The sequence below is a fragment of the Sporosarcina ureae genome, assembly GCF_002101375.1.
GTDB lineage: Bacteria > Bacillota > Bacilli > Bacillales_A > Planococcaceae > Sporosarcina > Sporosarcina ureae_B.
Genome location: NZ_CP015207.1, coordinates 1,079,204 through 1,101,227 on the forward strand (window position 1 = coordinate 1,079,204; position 22,024 = coordinate 1,101,227).

A 22,024-nucleotide genomic window follows, 5' to 3' on the forward strand; every position below is an offset into this window, starting at 1 on the left:
GTGCGGTTAATTTTTTTGCTATCATACTAATAATCTTCTCGATCATCTACCAAATAAAGCAACTGCTCCTGATCCCTACGATTCGCCGTCACTCTTTTCAATCGTTCCTTCAAATAAGACTGCAACTCAGGATCAGTACAATAAATAAAGCATCCCTTTAGCCCTCGTGTCATCAGCGTTCGGTACGTATTACGGATAATCGGATCCGCTACCACATAAGCTTTTTCGGGGTCTTCTTTAGCTAGCTTTTTAATCCCTCTCAGGGATTGATCCGACTTTGCACGCTTAGTAAAATCCGTGACCAGTTTCCCGTCCTCCATACGGAGATCGTCCCCTATAATCACACCAACATAGTCAAATTCCAATCCTTGAGCTGTATGAATACACCCTGCTTCACGAACAGACGAATTCTCTATAGCCCATGTGTTTTCTATGTTCCAGCTAATACCGAAATCATGCTCGGGAATCGTAATGTCAAAATGGTCTACGTCACGCCGATTGGATTTCGGCCACTCCCAGCAGTACCCCGCCATCAGACGTGATTTGTTATTTCTTTCATTGAGCTTTTCAATTTCCTCAAGCATTTCATTCGGATCATCAAAAATCCTGAAATCGTAATCCATACCCATATCATTGATGTTTGCTGTATGTCTAATTTGCAATACATCTTCCAGCCATGCAATATAGCCGTCTGATCCGCCACAACGGAATTGTGACACTAACTCACGTGAGATGATCTCAGCGCCCAGTTCTTTTGCATATTTCTCAATTGTTTCTATACTGCCAATGTCGTGTATGGTAACTTTCTGATGTTCGTCAATAAAGAAAATCGTGAATTGAGAGCCTTTAATCAGTTCTTTAACCTGATTCTCTCCTAGATTGCGAAATAAGCCTGATTTCTCATTTAATCGATGAGCTTCATCGACAATTAAAATATCAAATTCATTTGACTCTACTTCTGTAAAGCTGCCAGATCCTTTGAAGAGATTATCAATGTGGGACTTTTTAAAATCCTTTTTCAGCTTTGTAGAATAGATATGCCGCGGCGCAGCATTCTTTGTTACATACATCGCCACCAGTTCCTCAGCTATTAACTTAACCATTAAATTAATAGCGAGGACAGATTTACCTGTACCGGGTCCCCCTTCCACTATCATCACTTGTTTAGTTCCTGTCCGGATACTATTGAGCGCTAAGTGGAATGCCTCTTCATAAAACACTTTCTGCTCATCGATCATGATGAACTCTTCATTTCCTTTTAACATATTGTTCAATGCGTCTTGAAGGGATTTAGAAGGTCGGATTCTGCCATTTTCAATCTGGTAGATTAAGTGATTCCGATCACCTTCGCGTATGTATTTCTTAATGAATGTCCGCAACTTTGAAATTTCACCTTTAACAAAAACAGGTGCTTTTTCCAAATGATCTGCATAGTGATCATCTGTTAACGGATCATTATCTGTTTTTCGATAGTTATGTAAGTAAGCACACGGTTCCAAACGAATTTCTTGCTGCTGTACGTTTTCATTGAAGTCTTCAATGAGAGCCGCATACGACCATGCTTGATAGGAGGGGTGGACAACTTCTCTAACGCCTCCACCGACATATGTGCGAACCAACGCATCACGAGACGGTACTTTTTCTACTTCTTCCCACTGCTTTAATTCTACAATGACCACATGATCTTGCGCCCCATCATTACCCGCAATAAGAAAGTCCACCCGCTTGGATGTATTGGGAATATTGAATTCAATAGCTACTGCTGCATCGCGCGGTATATCGTCATCCTGCATCACATTGGACATTTTCTGCAGAGAATTTTCCCACGAACGAATTTCCGCTTTACTCGTTCTCCCTATCTTCTTTTGATAGGAGCTATATAAACGATCAATCAACAGTTCATTTACGACATCACCAACAAATTGTTCTTTAGTCGATTCATATATAATCAATATATCACCCACATACTTTATATTTACGTTCTATCCACATCCTACCATTATAATAGTATAACGACAATACTTGACAAAATAATCAGTATATTAAGAACTGCTTTTTCATACATTTCATAAATCCAACATACATGGCCTATTTATCATGTATAGTTGAAGTAAATTCAATAACCTACATATCGGATAAAATACAAACTGGAGGCGACCAACAATGAGAAAAATCATCCTAACAACCGAAAGCGGTGCCGATCTACCTGAATTTCTAGCAAAGAAACACAACATCCATGTAGTACCCATGCACGTCATCATGGACGGCCAGGACTATTTAGACGGTCATCTACCCGTACAAGATATATTTGATTTTTACGAACGCACCAAAAAAATACCGTCCACCGCCGCCACGAATACCCATGAGTACCAAGAGTTCTTCAAAAAGATTCGAACAGAATTTCCTGATCATACAATCGTTCATATAGGCTACACATCCAAGGCGTCTGTTTCCTATCAAAATGCGTTAACCGCAGCGGAAGATGTAGAGGATATTTATTTAATCGATACCTTAAACGTTACAGGCGGATTAACCGCGGTGATTATGTATGCGGTTGCTCTGCTGGAGGAAGAACCTGAAATGGATCCTGTCCACTTGCTTGAAAAGATCGAAGCAAAGGTTCCAAAAGCGAGACTTGCCTTCCTTCCGGGTAGCTTAGATTTTTTACGAGCTGGCGGACGAGTCAGCAATATGGCGTATCTTGGCGGGGCTTTGTTAAAAATTAAACCATGTATTGAATTAGTGGAAGGTAAGCTTGTTTCGACTAAAAAATATCGTGGAAAAATGAGCAAAGTGGCTGAAACTTTACTACTCGATTATTTACAGCAATACGACATTGATCGACAACAAATTTATTTTATATACTCTATCGGACTAAGTGAGACTATTAAAGAACGGATCAATGAAATTGCATTGGAAAAAGGATTTGAAAATATTCTTTGGATGGAAGCGGGCGCTATGATTTCGTCACATTCTGGTCCTGGAGGGTTTGGAATTGCGGGGATAGAAGTTTAACGTCAAAAAGGTACCTGGCAGATACAGGTACCTTAACTATGTTGAGCCCTACCCAATAAAACTCAAATACCGTTCCAATTCCATCGCTTCATAATCCACTACAAACTCCACAAACCCCTCATAATCCCCTGTAACAGCAGCCCGATCCAACAACTCATAATACTCAAATCGACGCTCAGTCTCAATAATAACCGGCAAATAACCCGATCGCACCAGCTCTAAATTCAACAATAAGCGAGCCGTCCTGCCATTGCCATCAGTGAATGGATGGATATTTACAAACTTACTATGAAGAATCGCTGCTCTTTCCACTGGATGTAAATCTGTAGCAGCATTGTACCATCCAATCAAATCCGTCATTAACTGCGGAACGACTACAGCATCAGGTGGTGTATGAGAGGCACCTGATATAATTACATTCTGCTCTCTATACTTCCCAGCATTTGCTCTGTCTATTGAATGCAAGACGTTGCCATGCAATTCTTTAATCACTATTTCTGAGAACAGTTGATTTCGCTGCATCATTTCTTCAGCAACTAAAATTGCTTCCTTATGATTTATAGCGTCTAGATGCTCTCTCATAGATTTTCCAGCAATAACTATGCCGTCCTCCAGCACTGCCTTCGTTTCATAAACCGTTAATCTATTTCCTTCAATCGCATTGGAGTGATATGTACTTTTAATTATAAAATCTTCTTTTAGGCTTCTAGTCAGTTCTTTAGAAAGTGGCCCGCGCTGATCAAGGCTCCTCTTCATCGATGTGAGTCTATCCAATGTTTCATTCATAGCTACTATCTCTCCTAATAAAGTAAGGGATATCACACAAGAGGTTCCTTGTACAATATCCCTAACTCGAATGGATGATATCAAACCTCAAAAAAGTTTGGAATGACTTCAGAGTTTTATTGCGACTGGTTCCTACTGTTAAATCTGCAATTCCCCAACTAATCCAATCTCCTCTTTTCGCTCCATCAGTAACGCTTGATGAGGAAGAGTAAATTTCATACCAAGATCAATGGAAATTTCCCCTTTATCCCACTCGTCTTTTTTAAAATCGATCGCTTTCTTTCCTAATGGAGCAATAAGGGTTTTGGGATCTGCATTCTTTTGAATGTTGTGGAATTGTTCATTTTCATAGGTTGTACATGCATAAACATCGCCAAGCGCTATTCCTAAAAATCCACACAATGCCTTTATATTGAGATAACTTGAGCGAAGCTTTAATTTTATATCCATCCATGTTTTGTTTCCTACACCACTCTTCATCTCAAACATATATAAATCCCAAGTCGCACCGTTTTCTTTTAAAATGAAGTGATCTATACATTTTTTCATACCGTTTTTCTTTTCTTGCCTCAAAAAACCGCATTTGTTTTTTTCATCATAGTCTTCTACGCAAATATTTACACCATCGACAGTTAGTTTTAATAAGCTTTTTCCATTTTTATCTTTCTCTTTTAACTCATAATATCTCTTCTCTGGAAGGAAATAGTCATCACTTATGAAATGGTCTATCCCATATTGTATTCGACTGTTATACATAAACTATTCCTCCTGAAAAGCATACACTTCATCTACAATTGACTGCAATGCTTCATTAAATGTCGGTACTACAAATCCATACTCATTGCTTTCTAACGTTTCTAGTATCGTTTTCTGCTTGTTGTCACTAGTGAATTGATACATTTGAATATCTTCTATACTTACTAAATCATCTTTGGTATATCCGTATTCTTCACGCAATTCATCAGAATTTTTATGTTTTTTAAGTTTAATCATGTTATTGATATGCTGTAAAATGGTTTCACTGTGCGTTGTAATCCATACAGGCACGTTGCTATTCATCAGTTTGATAATCATACGCGCCATCTTTTGTTGTAATTCAGGATGTAGGTGCGCTTCTGGTTCTTCAATTATTATAGTATTAAATTTGATGTTTGATTTTAACGTGAGCAAAATTGGAGATAACTCAGATACGACAGATGATGTAATGAATAACGGTAATTCTTTTGTTCCTCCTTCAGGTTTATATTTAATGACCGGAACAAAATCTTTTACGACGTTAATAGATCCTTTTGTCATGTCATTTTCAATATAATGAATAATATCTTTATATTTATCCGGATACTTTTTGGGTTCAAATTTAGTGATTAGTTGTAAAAAGTCCACGTACGGTAAGGTAAGCATGCTATGATCGCCATCTGGTTCTGCTGAGAAACTATTGTATATCGATTTCTCTATTAGCTGAGAGTAAGTGAGCATGAAGCCCGTTCTAGAAGCAGGTAAATAGATAGGCTCGCCTATTCTTCTACCTTTGACAATCGGGGTATACAAAGGAGCAGCTATATCGTGCATTAACAAGTTCCAACATATATAAGAATTCATTTTATATAAATCTTCACTAGAGTATCCTTCTTGAATAGGGAATTGTATAGCACTTTTAGTAGCAGAATATCTTGATCCTGCTTCTTTCCACTTTAATGAAATAGCATGTTTTCGTTCATAATTTTGAATTTCAATTTTCTCTGCCTCTAATTCAAAGTTAAATAACTTTTTTAATAATGGTTTTTTTTGTTTGTGTAGCATTTCGTTAAACCAATTAATATACATTTGAATTACTTCATTTGTAATGGGTACATTGTGATTTAAATTATATTCCAGCCAATCTTCACATGCCTTGTACTTATTCGAATTTTTTGGTGCGCTTTTAGGAAAAACATCTTTGCCTGCTGTTAAAATTCCCCATAGCAAAGTCATCATATAGCTCTTTCCTGAGTTATTATCCCCAACAAAACATAATAATGGAGAGATTTTCACATCAGCAGATTTGATTTTTGCAAAGTTTTCTACATGTAAAACCCAACGTTTATCCACTTAACAGCCTCCTTATACACTTTCTTATACTCTCATCATAACCAACAATCTGATAAAAGAACACTATATATTCAAGCTATGCAAAAAAAAGTACAATGGTGGCATATCTATCTAATAATTCTCATACACAATGAAGTCATGCTTCTCATTTACAGTCTCTAACAACACCACTATCCTCATAACCGAATACCCATTCCGTCGTAATATCTTTCATCACCAGCTTTAAGTAGTTCACTCGCAACTTATTCAATACAATCTATAATATCTAAGTGGTTGATGTTTAGTATAATATTGCAAAGCAATTCAAAATATTTCCGAAGTAGTATGGGGACCTGGCACCCACTACATGCACCTCCCTATTAAAATAAGGGATATCACACAAGAGGTTCTCTTGTACAATATCCCTTACATCTTATTACACCTTAATCTCATAATGGAGACGGCGAGAGTCGAACTCGCGTCCAAAGGCTCTGCTACTTCAGCGTCTACGCGTGTAGATTGATCATTTGGTTTCGCGCAAGCATTATGCCATCAATCAGGGCTTCCTGTGCGCTATTCCGGGAATCTCTTATGACAGCCTCAGAATGCAGATGTCATCGTAGCCCACTATAAGTGAACCTTACGCCTCCACATGAGCGATGGAAACGGAAGGTAGATTCAACAGCTTACGCTGCGAATGCTAGGTTGTTGTTTGTTTTGCCAGTTATTATTAACTGTCGTTTCTGACGGAGACGATCCCTCCGACGCGCGGCTCAAGCCCAGACCACCCCTGTCGAATCCGTAACGTCCCCGAAGGAAAGTCCGGAACCCAGGCCCGTTTCACTTAAAACGGCGGGTCGTACTTAATACTTCATCTAGTATATAATATTTCAGCTGGAATATCAATCTTGTTGATTGGATTTGAATACTCGTTGCATATCGCGCTTATGCTCTTTTTCTTTCAAGTCTTGGCGCTTATCATAGAGTTTCTTCCCTTTACCTACGCCAATCAATACTTTGGCGAACCCGTTTTTAATATACATTTTCAACGGGATGATCGAATAACCTTGTTCTTTCATCGTGCCTGCGAGTGAAGCAATTTGTTTTTTGTGCAACAGTAATTTTCGCACGCGAACCGGATCATGGTTATGAATATTCCCTTGTTCATACGGACTGATATGCATATTCGACAGCCATGCTTCGTTATTACGGATTAATATAAATGCGTCGCGCAACTGGACTTTCCCTTTGCGAATCGATTTAATTTCCGTTCCTTTTAACACAATTCCTGCTTCAATCGTTTCTTCAATTGCGTAATCAAAGTTCGCCTTTTTATTGACGGCGAGTACTTTTCCAGTTCCTTTGGCCATGCAACTTCCTCCCTGACAGAAGACCGGAGACACGCTCCAGTCTTATTTTTTCTTCGGACGTTTCTTAGATTTCTTTGGCATACCTTCATAAAACTTCTTCTTTGGCTTTTCATACTTTTTATTGCGCTTGTCGCTCGAACTTTTCGCTCCGCCACCCGCACTTGATTTACTACTAGTACTTTGACCTTGACTTCTTCCCCTACCTGCACCTTGGCCACGGCTCTTGCCTCTGCCGGCTTGGATGACTTTTGGTGTCTCTTTACGAGAGCCTCTGAAGTTTTCTTTCATTCCCACGATTTCGAAGTCTACTGCTTGCTCTTCCGGTTTAACAGACGTCACACGCACTTTTACTTCGTCCCCGATACGGTATTGTTTCGCTGTACGTTCCCCGATCATCATCATTTGGCGATCATCGAAGCGATAATAGTCGTCGTTCATGTTCTTGACATGCACAAGTCCTTCGATCGTATTCGCAAGTTCAACAAAGATACCGAAGTTCGTAACAGACGAAATGACGCCTTCAAACTCTTCCCCCACTTTATCGACCATAAACTGTGCTTTCTTCAATGCGTTCGTATCACGCTCTGCATCTACTGCACGACGTTCACGTTCAGACGTGTGGCGTGCGATTTCAGGCAGTTCGGCAGACCAATGGGCAATCGTTTGTGCCGACACGTCTTTATTGAATAAATACGTGCGAATGAGACGGTGAACGATCAAGTCTGGATATCTTCTGATCGGTGCGGTGAAGTGCGTATAGAACTCCGTCGCCAAACCGAAGTGACCGATACTATCTTGGAAATACTTCGCTTGTTGCATCGAACGCAATAGCATCGTCGAAATTAAAGATTCTTCTGGCAGTCCTTCGATGGATTCAACAATTTCTTGCAACGCACCTGAATCTACTTGTTTACCCGTTCCTTTGACGACGATTCCGAATGTCGTAAGGAACTCGAAGAAGCGCTGTAATTTCTCTTCTTTTGGATCTTCGTGGATTCGGTATAAGAAAGGTACTTTCATCCGGTCGAAGTGCTCTGCAACGGTCTCATTGGCAGCTAACATGAATTCCTCGATCAAACGTTCAGAAACGGTACGCTCGATAATGATCACGTCTGTCGGCCAGCCATCTTCATCTACGAGAATTTTTGATTCTTTGAAATCGAAATCGATGGCGCCACGGTTTTTACGCTTTTGACGGAAATTACTAGCTAGTTTCGCCATATCATTTAGCATCGGTACGATCTCTTCGTATTTCTTCGATAATTCTTCGTCTTGATGATCGATGATTTGGTACACTTCGTCATATGTCATGCGGTAACTTGAGTTGATAACACTCGGATAAATATCATGGTCAATCACTTTACCATTGGCATCTACTTTCATTTCGCATGTCAATGTCAAGCGGTCTTCGCCTGGATTGATTGAACAAATGCCGTTAGATAAACGATGCGGTAACATCGGAATGACGCGGTCTGTTAAATAGACACTCGTGCCACGGTCTGCGGCTTCAACGTCCATTGGAGAGTTTTCCGTGACATAATAGCTAACGTCCGAAATATGCACAAATAGACGATAGGATCCGTTGTCTTCTTTGAAGACTGAAATCGCATCATCCAAGTCTTTTGCATCGGCACCGTCAATAGTCATCGTCAATTCTTTACGTAAATCTCTACGGCCTTCGAAGTCTTCTGGCTGAACTGTCGTCGGTACACTGTTCGCGTGTTCCATGACGTCTTCAGGGAATTCGATCGCTATGCCGTGCTTATGAATGATCGATAGGATGTCTACACCTGGATCGTTTTTATGCCCGAGAATCTGTGTGATCATGCCAGTTGCATTGTTTTCATCGGTTGGCCAGTTGGTAATTTCCGCGATTACTTTTTGACCGTCTACCGCTTCCAATGAATGACCTTTTTCGATATACAAATCCATCGGCAATTTCTTGTCGTCCAGCAAGACGAAACCATATCCTTCATGTGCTTGATACGTTCCGACAACTTGCGTCGTTTTACGCTCGACGACTTTCGTGATGACGCCTTCGCGACGATCTCCGAATGAGCTGCCCGATACGCGTACGAGGACGATATCGCCGTTCATCGCGCCGTTTACTTCATGAGGTGGGATGAAGACATCATCGCCCTCCACTTCTTCTGGTACGACAAAGCCGAAGCCTTTGGCGTGACCGATGAATTTTCCGCGAAGAAGATTCATTTGTTCTGGTAAGCCGTAGCGGTTATTGCGTGAGCGAACGATTTTCCCGTTCTGTTCTAATTGTACGAGCATTTTTACTAGTTCTTTAAATTCGTCCGCCTGTTCTAAGTTGAGTGCTTCTTGAATCTCATGGACAGTGGACGGCATATAGGATTTTTCTTTTAATAAAGACATAACCCGCTCTTGTAACTCTTTTATATTTGGTTCCAAACAATCATCTCCTCCTTTTTTCATACTGTATAAGCTGTTAGAAACGTTGATTTCCGTTCCAGGCGGACGCGTTCCGCGGGCACGGCTTCAATCTCCTCGTCCGCTACGTGCAAAGACGTGCTCCTAACGCTTCGCTTTTACTCGCAAAAACCGTTCTTCGTTACGGCTTTCGCTTCCTGCGGGGCTTTCAGCTCGCGCTGTTCCCGCTGGAGTCGCCGCCTGAAACGAAAATCAACTGAGTGTTCTATTAATAACTAATTCCATTTCAAGGACTGAAATTCAACTTATATAGTTATATCTTCCCCTAATTTCACTCTTGCCAATCAAGGGATTCTAAAAAATGTAGTACGTTTTCGTGAAGTTGTGCTTTTTCGGGACCTAGTGTAATGACATGTCCTGATTCTTCGTACCATTGTAGTTGTTTTTCTGTGGATTGTGCTTCGTCATAGATAATTTGTGCGGAGTTCGGGTCGATTACGTCGTCGTGACGCGATTGAACTACGAGTAATGGTGTGTAGATGCAGTCGACTTGATCGCGCACATTTTGGACCATGGATTGTAGACCGTCAAGACCTGGCATTGACTTTGTTTTCAAGTCGTCCATTTCTCTCTTAATTTGCTCGTCTGATTGACCTGCGAACTTTTTGTAGTCTCGTGCATATTTCAGTACGCCTGACCACATCAAGTCGGTCGTTTTCATCGTCATCGGGGCACACATCGTCACGATGCCTTTTAGCGGAAATTGCGCTGCAAGTCTCAATGAAAATACGCCACCGAGTGATAATCCCGCCACAGCAATTTCTTCATATCCTGCCTCTTTTAGCTGATTGTATGCATCTACTACATCTTCCCACCACTGGTCAGGATTGGTCTTGATCAATTCTTCAGGTGGCACACCATGACCGCGGTAATGCGGTGCTAATGAAGTATAGTTGTGTTTTTCAAGGAAACGGCCAAGCATCCGCACATCCGCGGATGTTCCAGTAAACCCATGCAACAGTAATACCGCACGTTTTCCATGTTGAAAGAAGAATGGTTTCGGTTGGGCAATTCGCATGTTTTTCGTTCCTTTCTACGAAAAGCGCCTGACCGTTCAAACATGGTCAGGCGCTTGCATTTTATATTTTCATAATCGCAATGGTTAGGACAAAAAATAAGACAGATAAGATAATGGTCGCTCTTTGTAGAACGAGATCTAATCCACGTGCTTTTTGTTTTCCGAAAAGTTGCTCTGCGCCTCCGGAGATGGCCCCTGACAGTCCCGCACTTTTACCGGATTGCAATAAAACGACTACTATTAATGCTATAGCTACGACTATCAGCGATGCTGTGAAAACTGCATGCATGTTTTTCCACCTCCAAAAATAGCAAGTTACAACATTTCTATTCTACCAAAGCAAGTCCCTCGGCACAACCTTTTGTTACGAATTATGCCGATTGACTGGAACTATATTAGTTGAACATAAGAAGTAGTCATCCCATGGAAACCGTTGATTTCCGTTCCAGGCGGACGCTTTCCGCGGGCACAGCCTCAATCTCCTCGTCCGCTACGTGCAAAGACGTGCTCCTAACGCTTCGCTTTTACTCGCAAAAACCGTTCTTCGTTACGGTTTTCGCTACCTGCGGGGCTTTCAGCTCGTGCTGTTCCCGCTGGAGTCGCCGCCTGTAACGAAAATCAACTTAGTGTATCCTGAAATCTTTAATTCAACTTATCATAGTTGCTATTATTTATTCAAATTATAGAATGTGTCTTTGCCTAGGTACTGTGCTGTTTCAAACAATTGATCTTCGATACGAAGCAATTGATTGTATTTAGCGACACGGTCCGAACGAGAAGGTGCACCTGTTTTGATTTGACCAGCGTTTGTAGCTACTGCGATGTCTGCAATCGTGACGTCTTCTGATTCACCTGAACGGTGAGAGATGACTGCTGTGTAGCCCGCGCGTTTCGCCATTTCAATCGCATCGAATGTTTCAGTCAATGTACCGATTTGGTTCACTTTGATCAGGATCGAGTTACCGATGCCTTCTTTGATGCCGCGTGATAATTTCTCTGTGTTCGTAACGAATAGATCGTCACCCACTAATTGCACTTTGTTGCCAAGACGCTCTGTCAATAGCTTGTGGCCATCCCAGTCGTTTTCGTCCAAACCGTCTTCGATCGATACGATTGGGTACTTTTCACAAAGCTCTTCATACCAAGCAACCATTTCTTCAGATGTTTTACGAATATCTTCACCTGCAAGGTAGTAGTTGTTTTGGTCTTTGTCGTAGAACTCAGAAGAAGCTACGTCCATAGCAAGCAAGATGTCTTCGCCAGCTTTGTAACCTGCTTTTTCGATGGCTTCGATAATAGTAGAAAGTGCTTCTTCGTTAGACGCAAGGTTCGGAGCAAATCCGCCTTCGTCTCCCACTGCTGTGTTCAAGCCTTTACCGTGAAGAACAGATTTTAGGCTGTGGAAAATTTCCGTACCCATGCGAAGGGCATGACGGAAAGATTCTGCGCCAACTGGCATAATCATGAATTCTTGGATGTCGACGTTGTTATCTGCGTGCTCTCCACCGTTTAAGATATTCATCATCGGTACTGGTAGTTGCTTCGCATTGAAGCCGCCAAGGTACTGGTACAACGGAACGTCTAAGTAGTCTGCTGCTGCGTGTGCAACCGCCATAGACACACCAAGGATCGCGTTAGCGCCGAGTTTCCCTTTATTCTCCGTACCGTCTAGTTCGATCAATGCTCTGTCGATAACCACTTGATCCAATACCGAGTAGTTGTCTTCGAATTCTGAAGCGATCACTTCATTGACGTGATCTACTGCTTTCAATACGCCTTTACCGTTATAACGATTTTCGTCGCCGTCACGTAGTTCTACCGCTTCATACTCCCCAGTAGATGCACCGGATGGTACGATGGCACGTCCAAAGGCACCGCTTTCTGTGAATACTTCTACTTCTACAGTTGGATTGCCTCGTGAATCCAATACTTCTCTAGCTTGAATGTGGGTAATGATTGGCATGAAAATCTCTCCTTAGAATAATGGTTTTCCGGTCATTTCAACCGGTTGTGGAATTCCTAACATTTTCAACATCGTCGGTGCCAAGTCTGCAAGAATACCGTCTGCGCGCAACACGACATCTGGATTCGTGATAATGACAGGTACAGGATTTGTCGTGTGCGCTGTCATCGGTTGTCCACCGATTGTCGTCACTTCATCCGCATTGCCGTGATCCGCTGTGATGATAGCCGATCCGCCTTTTGCTGATAAAGCGTCAATGATTCGGCCTAAACACGCATCGACCGTTTCAATCGCTTTTACAGTTGGCTCTAGCATTCCGCTATGGCCGACCATATCCGGATTCGCGAAGTTTAGGATAATGGCATCTTGTCGTTCCGCTTCGATTTCGGCCACTAACGCATCCGTTACTTCGTATGCGCTCATTTCCGGCTTCAAATCGTACGTTGCGACTTTTGGCGAATTGATCAGAATTCGAGTTTCCCCTTCAAACTTTTCTTCGCGTCCGCCACTCATGAAGAACGTCACATGTGGATACTTTTCCGTTTCCGCAATTCGCAACTGACGCTTGCCTTGGTCTTCAAGCACTTCACCGATTGTTTTGGTTAAATTGACATTATGGAATACAATGTCCGCTACTACATCATCATTATAATGCGTAAAGCCGACAAAATGTAAGTCCGTAAATTTTTTCACGCCTCGATCGAAGCCGTCGAAGTCCGGTTGCGTGATAGCACGTGACAATTGAATCGCACGGTCTGGACGGAAATTGAAGAAAATCACCGCATCTCCATTGTCAATCGTCGCCACCGGTTTGCCGTCTTGTTGAATGACAAACGGCTCAACAAACTCATCATGTATTTCTTCGGTATAAGAAGCTCGGATTCCTTCTTCTGCTGAATGACAATGTGGTCCGATTCCATATACCATTGCGTCATACGTTTTCTGCACACGTTCCCAACGCTTGTCGCGGTCCATCGCAAAATATCTGCCGGACACAGTCGCGATCTGGCCGACACCGACTTCTTTCATCACATCTTCTGTACGTTTGATATATGGAAGTGCCGTCGTCGGTCCTACGTCACGGCCGTCAAGGAATGCATGCAAGTAGACACGTTCTACACCGTGTTCTTTGGCCATTTTCAATAAAGCAAATAAATGCTCATAATGACTGTGAACGCCTCCGTCAGACAGTAGTCCCATGACGTGAAGTGCAGAGCCTTTCGTTTTGACATGCTCCATCGTCTCAAGCAATGTCGCGTTAGCAAAGAACTCGCCTTCACGAATGGATTTATTGATGCGCGTTAAGCTTTGATAGACGATACGGCCAGCACCAATGTTCAAGTGACCTACTTCAGAGTTCCCCATTTGTCCTTCTGGTAACCCTACTGCTTCTCCACACGCCGTCAATGTTGCGTGCGGGTAGTTTTCCCACAGCAAATCAAAGTTCGGGATGTTAGCGTGTGCTACCGCGTTTCCATACGTTTCGTCTCGTAAGCCGAAACCGTCCAGGATAATTAACGCGACTGGTTTATTCGCCATGAGTTCCAGCCTCCACCAATTTTACGAATGCCGCTGGATCGAGACTTGCTCCCCCGACTAACGCACCGTCAATATTGTCCTTACTAAGTAATTCAGCGATATTTTCTGGCTTTACACTGCCGCCGTATTGAATACGTACTGCATCTGCCACGTCTGATGAATAAAGTGTTTCGATCTTATGACGGATTGCGGCACATACTTCATTGGCATCGTCAGCCGTTGCAGTTTTGCCTGTGCCGATCGCCCAGATAGGTTCGTACGCAATGACGGACTGTTTCGCTTGTTCCGCTGTGACGCCGAAAAACGCTTTTTCCACTTGTGCTGAAACGATCGAAACCGTTTCAAGTGCTTCGCGCTGTTCCAATGTTTCTCCTACGCAAACAATCGGTACTAGGTGATGATTGAACGCTGCGTGTACTTTTTTATTCACTGTTTCGTCGGTTTCATTGAAATACTGACGACGCTCAGAATGTCCCAAAATGACATACTGTACACCTACGTCTTCAAGCATAGCCGGGCTGATTTCGCCTGTGAATGCCCCTTCGTCTGTATCGTGCATCGTTTGAGCGCCTACTTTGATCGCAGTCGTTTCAAAACGTTGTAGTAAGTCGTTCAGATACAATGCAGGCGGGCAGATCACTGCTTCGACTTGATCTGACGCCGTGAGTTGTTCTTTCATGTGTTCCGCAAATTCTGCAGCTTCACCAGATAATTTAAACATTTTCCAGTTGCCCGCAATGATTCGTTTTCGCAAAAGAATTCCTCCTTATTCTCGATCTTGTAATACAGCTACTCCTGGCAATTCTTTGCCTTCCATGAATTCGAGTGAAGCGCCGCCACCTGTAGATACGTGGTCCATTTGTTCCGCGACTTCAAACTTTTCAACAGCCGCCGCAGAGTCGCCTCCACCAATTACTGTATAAGCAGCTGTTTCAGCCATCGCGTCCGCCACTGTTTTCGTGCCGTTTGCGAATGCTTCCATTTCAAACACACCCATCGGCCCGTTCCAAATGACGAACCTTGAATCTTTAATGACTTGCTCGTAACGCTCTGCTGTTTCAGGTCCGATATCGAGACCCATCCAGCCTTCTGTAATGGCATCGACTGAAACCGTTTTAGTTTCTGCATCAGCAGCAAACTTATTCGCAACGACTGCATCTGTCGGTAAGTATAAAGTGACTGCCTTTTGCTTCGCTTTTTCAATGAAAGACTTCGCCAACTCTACTTTATCTTCTTCTACTAGTGAATCTCCAGTTTCGTGACCTTGTGCGCGGGTGAATGTATACGACAATCCGCCACCAATCAACAAGTTATCGACTTTATCCAACAAATTATCGATGACGCCAATTTTGTCTTTTACTTTCGCGCCGCCTATGATTGCGGTGAAAGGACGATCGGGATGAGACAATGCTTTTCCGAGAACATCTAATTCTTTCTCGAGTAAGAAGCCAAGAACGCCGGGTATGTACTCTGCAATTCCAGCAGTGGAAGCATGTGCGCGGTGCGCTGTTCCAAATGCGTCATTCACAAAAACGTCTGCTAGATTGGCAAATTGCTTGGATAGTTCCGTATCATTCTTCTCTTCGCCTGGATTAAAGCGAACGTTTTCAAGCAAAATCACGTCGCCGTCTTTCATTTCTGCAATCGCTTTTTCCACTTCATCACCGATTGATGAATCAAGTTTCTTCACTGTTTTACCTAGAAGCTCAGACAATTTATCGCCTGCAGGTGTCAAACGCATATCTTCTTGCACTTCACCTTTAGGACGTCCTAGGTGACTAGCTAATATTACTTTTGCCCCCGCATTTGTCATATATTCAATTGTGGGTAGTGCCGCTTTAATACGTGTATCATCCGTTACCTTTCCATCTTCCATCGGTACGTTGAAATCCACGCGACAAAATACGCGCTGGCCGTTCAATTTAATATCTCTGATTGTCTTTTTCATGTTCATTCAATAAGTCCTCCTCGGCATAAATACAAAAAGAGGAACGGGTTTCTCCGTTCCTCTCACCCATATTTATTCATTATAATCGGTTACTTGTGGAATGGCTACGATTTATAACAGAATTGATGGTTTTCTCATCTTATAGGCCTTGTTTGTTCATATATCGTGCAAGATCGATACAACGAGCGGAGTAACCAGACTCATTATCGTACCAAGAAATGACTTTTACCATATTGCCTTCCATGACCATTGTAGACAAACCATCTACTGTGGAAGAGGCCGTGTTTCCATTGTAATCAACAGAAACTAATGGCAAGTCACTGAAGAATAGACGTCCTTTTAACTCGCCTTCAGATGCTTTCTTCAATGCAGCGTTGACATCTTCTACCGTCACGTCTTTTTCTAATTCCGTCACAAAGTCTACAAGTGAAACATTTGGAGTCGGCACACGTACTGCCATTCCATCCAATTTCCCTTTCAATTCAGGAATTACTTTCGTTACAGCAGAAGCTGCACCCGTTGTCGTTGGAATCATCGACACGCCAGCCGCACGCGCACGTCGGTAGTCGGAGTGTGGAAGGTCGAGAATTTTCTGGTCGTTTGTATACGAGTGAATAGTCGTCATCATACCACGCTTAACGCCGAATGAATCGTTCAACACTTTCACGACAGGTGCTAAACAGTTCGTCGTACAAGACGCGTTCGATACGATATGGTCGTTCGCTGGATCGTACGTTCCTTCATTGACACCCATCACAAGTGTAGTCATTTCGCCTTGCGCTGGAGCAGACAAGATCACTTTCTTCGCGCCTGCATCGAGGTGTTTTTGCAATCCTTCTTTTGAACGGAAGACACCTGTACAATCGATGACGATATCTACGCCAAGGTCTTTCCAAGGTAGGTTCGCAGGATCTTTTTCTGCAAACACGCTGATCTTTTTGTTATTTACACGAATTGAAGATTCATCTGATTGCACGTCTGCATCGAAAATGCCGTGCACGGAATCATATTTCAATAAATGAGCCAACATCGCTGCGTCTGTCAAATCATTGATCGCCACTACTTCTACATCTTCTGTTGCAAATGCTTCACGAAGTACCAATCGTCCAATTCGTCCAAATCCATTAATCGCTATTTTCACTGTCATACTAAATCGCCTCCGTTAAGATAGTTGTAATCTTTTCGCCTTTTAGGCTTTGTATCTGCGTTTCACATTAACGACAGCATATTCTCCGCTGCGCCTTCGTCTGTCACTAAAATAGTCTGGGACGGTGCACTTGCTAAATACGACAGCAGTGCTTCCGCTTTACTCGCCCCGCCAGCTACTGTGAGCACGAGCGGGACGTCTTGCAATTGTTCCATTTGAATCCCAACTGTACGGATACGATGGACAATTTCACCTTGTTGATTAAAATAAAAGCCGAATGCTTCTCCTTTTGCTTGCCGATCTTGTAGAATCTGCTGTTCTTCGTCAGGAGAATTTCGCAATACAGCCATTTTCGTCGCATTCCCAACACCATGGATCACGCAGTCGGTGCGACTATATAACGCCAACATCTCTTTGGCGGCGGGCTCATGCTGGAATACCGCATGTGCTTCTTCACTCAAAGTATCTGGATAATAAAACGCTTTGTATGTTGCATGACATGTTTCTGCAAATGAAGCAGCAATCATATTCGCCTGTAACCCAATTTCTTCTCCCACACCACCTCTTGCTGCGATAAATTGCACATCAGGCAACTCATCTTGCTGCATAAACGATGGAATCGCGGCTACTGTACTACCGCCAGTTACTGCGACAATTTCCTTTCCCTTAATGCGGGAGCGAAATTGCTTCGCCGCTTGCATACCGAGCAACTTTTTCGTCAAAGGTGAATCATCAGAATCGCCTTCCACTACATGTACTTGTAGAATCCCGAGGCGCTCCGCCAACTCATTCGCAAGTTGTCGTCTGCCCGATCTTTCCTCCATCGTATCATGCAATGCAAAGAGCACTTCTATACCTTTTTCCGTAGTCGACACGCCTTCTTTCGCAATATGCACCAGTTCTTGTTCTTTCAATAAATCGAGCATCGTCCGTGTTTCCCTTTCGGAATAACCAGACATAGAACTAAGCGTTCGTCTGCCAACAGGCCCCGACGCTTTGATTAGTTTCAACATATGATAACGTTGCTCGATCAACAGTGGAAGTTCAGGTATAAGTGCGAGTTGTGCTTCATAAAATGATAAGTTCACTTACATCCCTCTTTTCAAGTGGGTTATATTTGATCCCGTATAATTAATATTGTCCCACCTAGGGTAAAAAATACTATACGTGAAGTATAGCATACTCAGAAATGAAACACAACGAGAAAGCGTTTTCATTGTTCGATTAATTCCAAAAGATCGATATAGCCGATATTTCCAAATGCCAACACCTGTCCTTCGTGTTCGATGACGGGGATCATTAGCATGTATTTTTCATGGATGTCGTCATCTTCTTCTATATTGAACGTCTGCCACTCGAGTGGATAATCTTCCGCGACCAAGCGAAGCATTCGTTCCGCTTCTTCGCACAGTCCACAATTAGGTTTCGTGTAGAATTGAATTTTCATATGTAGGTCACCTCGTTTTTATTTATGATTACATGGAATTGGTTATTTTTCTAGGGATTTGATTTTTTGGGGGGGTTGGGGTTGGGGTTGGGGTTGGGGTTGGGGTTGGGTGGGTTATGAGCGGTTATGGGGTTGGATTGAGCGGGTAACCTGGAACTATGAGCGGTTGCGGATCGCGATTGAGCGGATAACGCTACGCATAGAGCGCTTGCCGCGGCATATAGAGCGGATTGCGGGATTCATTGAGCGGAAGCCGCTAATGCCAAAGACTAGATGGCGCGGCGATAGAATACCGGGATATTAGGTGTAGCGCCGCGGGCATAGAGCGGATGCGAGGCTACATAGAGCGGGTAACCTGGAACTATGAGCCGTTGTGGATCGCGATTGAGCGGATAACACTACGCATAGAGCGCTTGCCGAGGCATATAGAGCGGATTGCGGGATTCATTGAGCGAAAGCCGCTAATGCCAAAGACTAGATGGCGCGGCGATAGAATGCCGGGATATTAGGTGTAGCGCCGCGGGCATAGAGCGGATGCGAGGCTACATAGAGCGGGCAACGTGGAACTATGAGCCGTTGCGGATCGCGATTGAGCGGATAACGCTACGCATAGAGCGTTTGCCGAGGCATATAGAGCGGATAGCGGGATTCATTGAGCGGAAGCCGCTAATGCCAAAAACTAGATGGCGCGGCGATAGAATACCGGGATACCAGGTGTAGCGCCGCGGGCATAGAGCGGATGCGAGGCTACATAGAGCGGATTGCGTGGAACTATGAGCCGTTGTGGATCACGATTGAGCGGATAACGCTACGCATAGAGCGCTTGCCGAGGCATATAGAGCGGATTGCGGGATTCATTGAGCGGAAGCCGCTAATGCCAAAGACTAGATGGCGCGGCGATAGAATACCGGGATACCAGGTGTAGCGCCGCGGGCATAGAGCGTATGCGAGGCTACATAGAGCGGGCAACGTGGAACTATGAGCCGTTGCGGATCGCGATTGAGCGGATAACGCTACGCATAGAGCGCTTGCCGCGGCATATAGAGCAGATAGCGGGATTCATTGAGCGGAAGCCGCTAATGCCAAAGACTAGATGACGCGGCGATAGAATGCCAGGATATAAGGTGTAGCGCCGCGGGCATAGAGCGGATGCGAGGCTACATAGAGCGGGCATCGTGGAACTATGAGCCGTTGCGGATCGCGATTGAGCGGAAAACGCTACGCAAAGAGCACTTGCCGAGGCATATAGAGCGGATTGCGGGATTCATTGAGCGGAAGCCGCTAATGCCAGAGATTGGATGGCGCGGCGATAGAATACCGGTATACCAGGTGTAGCGCCGCGGACATAGAGCTGATGCGAGGCTACATAGAGCGGGCAACGTGGAACTATGAGCGGTTGCGGATAGCGATTGAGCGAATAACGCTACGCATAGAGCGCTTACCGCGGCATATAGAGCGGATTGCGGGATTCATTGAGCGGAAGCCGCTAATACCAAAAACTAGATGGCGCGGCGATAGAATGCCAGGATATTAGGTGTAGCGCCGCGGACATAGAGCGGATGCGAGGCTACATAGAGCGGATTGTGTGGAACTATGAGCGGTTGTGGATCGCAATAGAGCGGATAACGCTACGCATAGAGCGTTTGCCGAGGCATATAGAGCGGATAGCGGGAATCATTGAGCGGAAGTCGCTAATGCCAGAGATTGGATGGTGCGGCGATAGAATACCGGGATATTAGGTGTAGTGCCGCGGGCATAGAGCCGATGCGTAACTCCAATACACCACAAAAAAAGTGACGATAACTCATCAATCGAGTCATCGTCACTTTCTGCGAAACAAGCTATTACCAACTTCGTCCTGCTCCGCCACCACCACCGGAACCACCGCCGCCGAAGCCACCAAAGCCTCCGCCGCCGCTACTTCCACCTCCGAAGCCGCCACCACCGGAACCAGGGAAGAATATCGGTCCGACGCTAGATCGACCACGTGGACCGCCTCCACCGCCTCTTCCTCCGCCGCCGAAAAAGACGCGGAAGATAATGTAGAGAACGATGATCACAATAACAAACGATGGAATGCCGACGTCTTCTTCACCTTGTTCGGGGTATACGACCGGCAACTCATCGCCTTCGAGTCCGTATTCCGCGGCTATTTCATTATAGAATGCTTTGTACGCTTCCATAATCGCGAGGTCTGGTTGTTCTTGCCTTAAATATGGCATCGCGAGTTCATCAATATAACGTCCTACTTTGCCGTCAGGAAGTGCTCCTTCCAAACCGTAGCCAGTTGTTAAATAGAACTTACGCTCAATACCTGCCGCTTCATTTTTTTCTGTGGAAACGACAAGCAATGCACCATTATTCATTTCTTTATCGCCTAATTGCAATTCACGAAGCAAGCGCAGTGCATACTCCTCAACGGGCTCGCCTTCGAGGGAATAAACTGTACGAACAGCAAGTTCTGCTTTCGTGGCCGCTTGCAAGCGCATGCCATACTCTTCTATTTCCGCTTCTTGAGCGGGTGTTAAAATATCTGCATCATCCACTACCACATCTGTAATCGCATGAACGGTCGTCGTACCAGTTAGGGCTACTAGTAGCGCTACGAAGAACATGCAGACGCGGTGCATCACTTCACGTCATCCCCAAAATCGACTGATGGCGGTTGTTGCGCCCCTTCGACCGCTTTGAAGTATTCTTTTTCATCGAATCCAAAGATCGAAGCTACGATTTTACCAGGGAATCGTTTAACGGTTCTATTGAAGACAGATACGACGTCGTTATAATCTTTACGTGCAACTGCGATACGATTTTCTGTCCCAGCTAATTCATCCATTAGCTGTTGGAAGTTTTGGTTTGCTTTTAAATCTGGATAATTTTCTACCACTACTAATAAACGACTTAATGCGCTCGATAGTTCTGAATCTGCTGCTGCTTGTTCTTCAGGACCTTGTGCACCGGCCATTTTACTTCGTGCGTTCGCAATGTTCTCAAGCACCTCTTTTTCATGTGAGGCGTATCCTTTCACGGTATTGACTAAGTTCGGGATTAAATCTACTCTACGTTGTAATTGCGTTTCAATCTGTGCATACGACTGGTTGACGTCTTCATCCAAGTTCACTAACTTGTTGTAGGAAGGAACGATCATAATCGCTGCGATGATTACTAACACTATAATGGCTATAAGCGGGCCAGCTAATTTCTTCATACATCACTACTCCTCTCATCATTTCATTAGTATGTACTTACCCTACTTCTTTCACT

General features: G+C 43.9%; 18 protein-coding genes and 1 other RNA gene. 1 reads left to right on the forward strand and 18 read right to left on the reverse strand.

Annotated elements, in window-relative coordinates:
* Positions 1-26: 26 nt before the first annotated feature.
* Positions 27-1,952, reverse strand: a complete 1,926-nt coding sequence (locus SporoP8_RS05305; RefSeq protein WP_085133562.1) for a DUF2075 domain-containing protein — start codon at positions 1,950-1,952, stop codon at positions 27-29.
* A gap of 211 nt (positions 1,953-2,163) precedes the next feature.
* Between SporoP8_RS05305 and SporoP8_RS05310 the strand changes: the two genes are divergently transcribed.
* On the forward strand, positions 2,164-3,015 hold the full coding sequence (locus SporoP8_RS05310; RefSeq protein WP_085131558.1) for a DegV family protein: 852 nt from the start codon (positions 2,164-2,166) through the stop codon (positions 3,013-3,015).
* A 48-nt stretch (positions 3,016-3,063) separates the two neighbouring features.
* Here SporoP8_RS05310 and SporoP8_RS05315 read toward each other — a convergent pair whose 3' ends face one another.
* From SporoP8_RS05315 to SporoP8_RS05400, 17 genes are all read right to left on the reverse strand, one after another.
* The gene (locus tag SporoP8_RS05315) at positions 3,064-3,801 is read right to left on the reverse strand and encodes a Fic family protein (protein WP_085131559.1); all 738 of its coding nucleotides are present in this window, start codon (positions 3,799-3,801) and stop codon (positions 3,064-3,066) included.
* A 138-nt stretch (positions 3,802-3,939) separates the two neighbouring features.
* On the reverse strand, positions 3,940-4,557 hold the full coding sequence (locus SporoP8_RS05320) for a hypothetical protein (protein WP_085131560.1): 618 nt from the start codon (positions 4,555-4,557) through the stop codon (positions 3,940-3,942).
* Positions 4,558-4,560: 3 nt separating this feature from the next.
* Positions 4,561-5,889, reverse strand: coding sequence for an AAA family ATPase (locus SporoP8_RS05325; RefSeq protein ID WP_085131561.1), 1,329 nt, complete (start codon positions 5,887-5,889; stop codon positions 4,561-4,563).
* A gap of 431 nt (positions 5,890-6,320) precedes the next feature.
* Positions 6,321-6,680: a transfer-messenger RNA gene (gene ssrA / locus SporoP8_RS05330) on the reverse strand.
* Between the two features lie 90 nt (positions 6,681-6,770).
* Positions 6,771-7,238, reverse strand: a complete 468-nt coding sequence (smpB, locus tag SporoP8_RS05335) for an SsrA-binding protein SmpB (RefSeq protein ID WP_085131562.1) — start codon at positions 7,236-7,238, stop codon at positions 6,771-6,773.
* Between the two features lie 42 nt (positions 7,239-7,280).
* A complete protein-coding gene (gene rnr, locus SporoP8_RS05340; protein WP_085131563.1) occupies positions 7,281-9,683 on the reverse strand; it encodes a ribonuclease R in 2,403 nt (800 codons plus the stop codon).
* A 286-nt stretch (positions 9,684-9,969) separates the two neighbouring features.
* Positions 9,970-10,716 (reverse strand): alpha/beta hydrolase, encoded by a 747-nt coding sequence (locus tag SporoP8_RS05345; protein WP_085131564.1) that lies wholly within the window; start codon positions 10,714-10,716, stop codon positions 9,970-9,972.
* A gap of 61 nt (positions 10,717-10,777) precedes the next feature.
* Positions 10,778-11,005 (reverse strand): preprotein translocase subunit SecG, encoded by a 228-nt coding sequence (gene secG / locus SporoP8_RS05350; RefSeq protein ID WP_085131565.1) that lies wholly within the window; start codon positions 11,003-11,005, stop codon positions 10,778-10,780.
* Between the two features lie 378 nt (positions 11,006-11,383).
* Positions 11,384-12,679 (reverse strand): phosphopyruvate hydratase, encoded by a 1,296-nt coding sequence (eno, locus tag SporoP8_RS05355; protein WP_085131566.1) that lies wholly within the window; start codon positions 12,677-12,679, stop codon positions 11,384-11,386.
* Positions 12,680-12,691: 12 nt separating this feature from the next.
* Positions 12,692-14,218: a 2,3-bisphosphoglycerate-independent phosphoglycerate mutase gene (gpmI, locus tag SporoP8_RS05360; protein ID WP_085131567.1), complete on the reverse strand. Its 1,527-nt coding sequence runs from the start codon at positions 14,216-14,218 to the stop codon at positions 12,692-12,694.
* Complete coding sequence (tpiA, locus tag SporoP8_RS05365; RefSeq protein ID WP_085131568.1) at positions 14,208-14,972, reverse strand: triose-phosphate isomerase; 765 nt, start codon at positions 14,970-14,972, stop codon at positions 14,208-14,210. Before tpiA ends, gpmI begins: the two co-directional genes overlap by 11 nt.
* A gap of 12 nt (positions 14,973-14,984) precedes the next feature.
* Positions 14,985-16,172, reverse strand: a complete 1,188-nt coding sequence (locus tag SporoP8_RS05370) for a phosphoglycerate kinase (protein ID WP_085131569.1) — start codon at positions 16,170-16,172, stop codon at positions 14,985-14,987.
* A gap of 133 nt (positions 16,173-16,305) precedes the next feature.
* The gene (gene gap, locus SporoP8_RS05375) at positions 16,306-17,313 is read right to left on the reverse strand and encodes a type I glyceraldehyde-3-phosphate dehydrogenase (protein ID WP_085131570.1); all 1,008 of its coding nucleotides are present in this window, start codon (positions 17,311-17,313) and stop codon (positions 16,306-16,308) included.
* Between the two features lie 62 nt (positions 17,314-17,375).
* Complete coding sequence (locus SporoP8_RS05380; RefSeq protein WP_085131571.1) at positions 17,376-18,401, reverse strand: sugar-binding transcriptional regulator; 1,026 nt, start codon at positions 18,399-18,401, stop codon at positions 17,376-17,378.
* 125 nt (positions 18,402-18,526) lie between these two features.
* Complete coding sequence (locus SporoP8_RS05385) at positions 18,527-18,760, reverse strand: glutaredoxin family protein (RefSeq protein WP_085131572.1); 234 nt, start codon at positions 18,758-18,760, stop codon at positions 18,527-18,529.
* Positions 18,761-20,604: 1,844 nt separating this feature from the next.
* Complete coding sequence (locus SporoP8_RS16835; protein WP_099628611.1) at positions 20,605-21,390, reverse strand: TPM domain-containing protein; 786 nt, start codon at positions 21,388-21,390, stop codon at positions 20,605-20,607.
* Positions 21,390-21,968: a LemA family protein gene (locus tag SporoP8_RS05400; RefSeq protein ID WP_085131575.1), complete on the reverse strand. Its 579-nt coding sequence runs from the start codon at positions 21,966-21,968 to the stop codon at positions 21,390-21,392. Before SporoP8_RS05400 ends, SporoP8_RS16835 begins: the two co-directional genes overlap by 1 nt.
* Positions 21,969-22,024 lie beyond the last annotated feature (56 nt).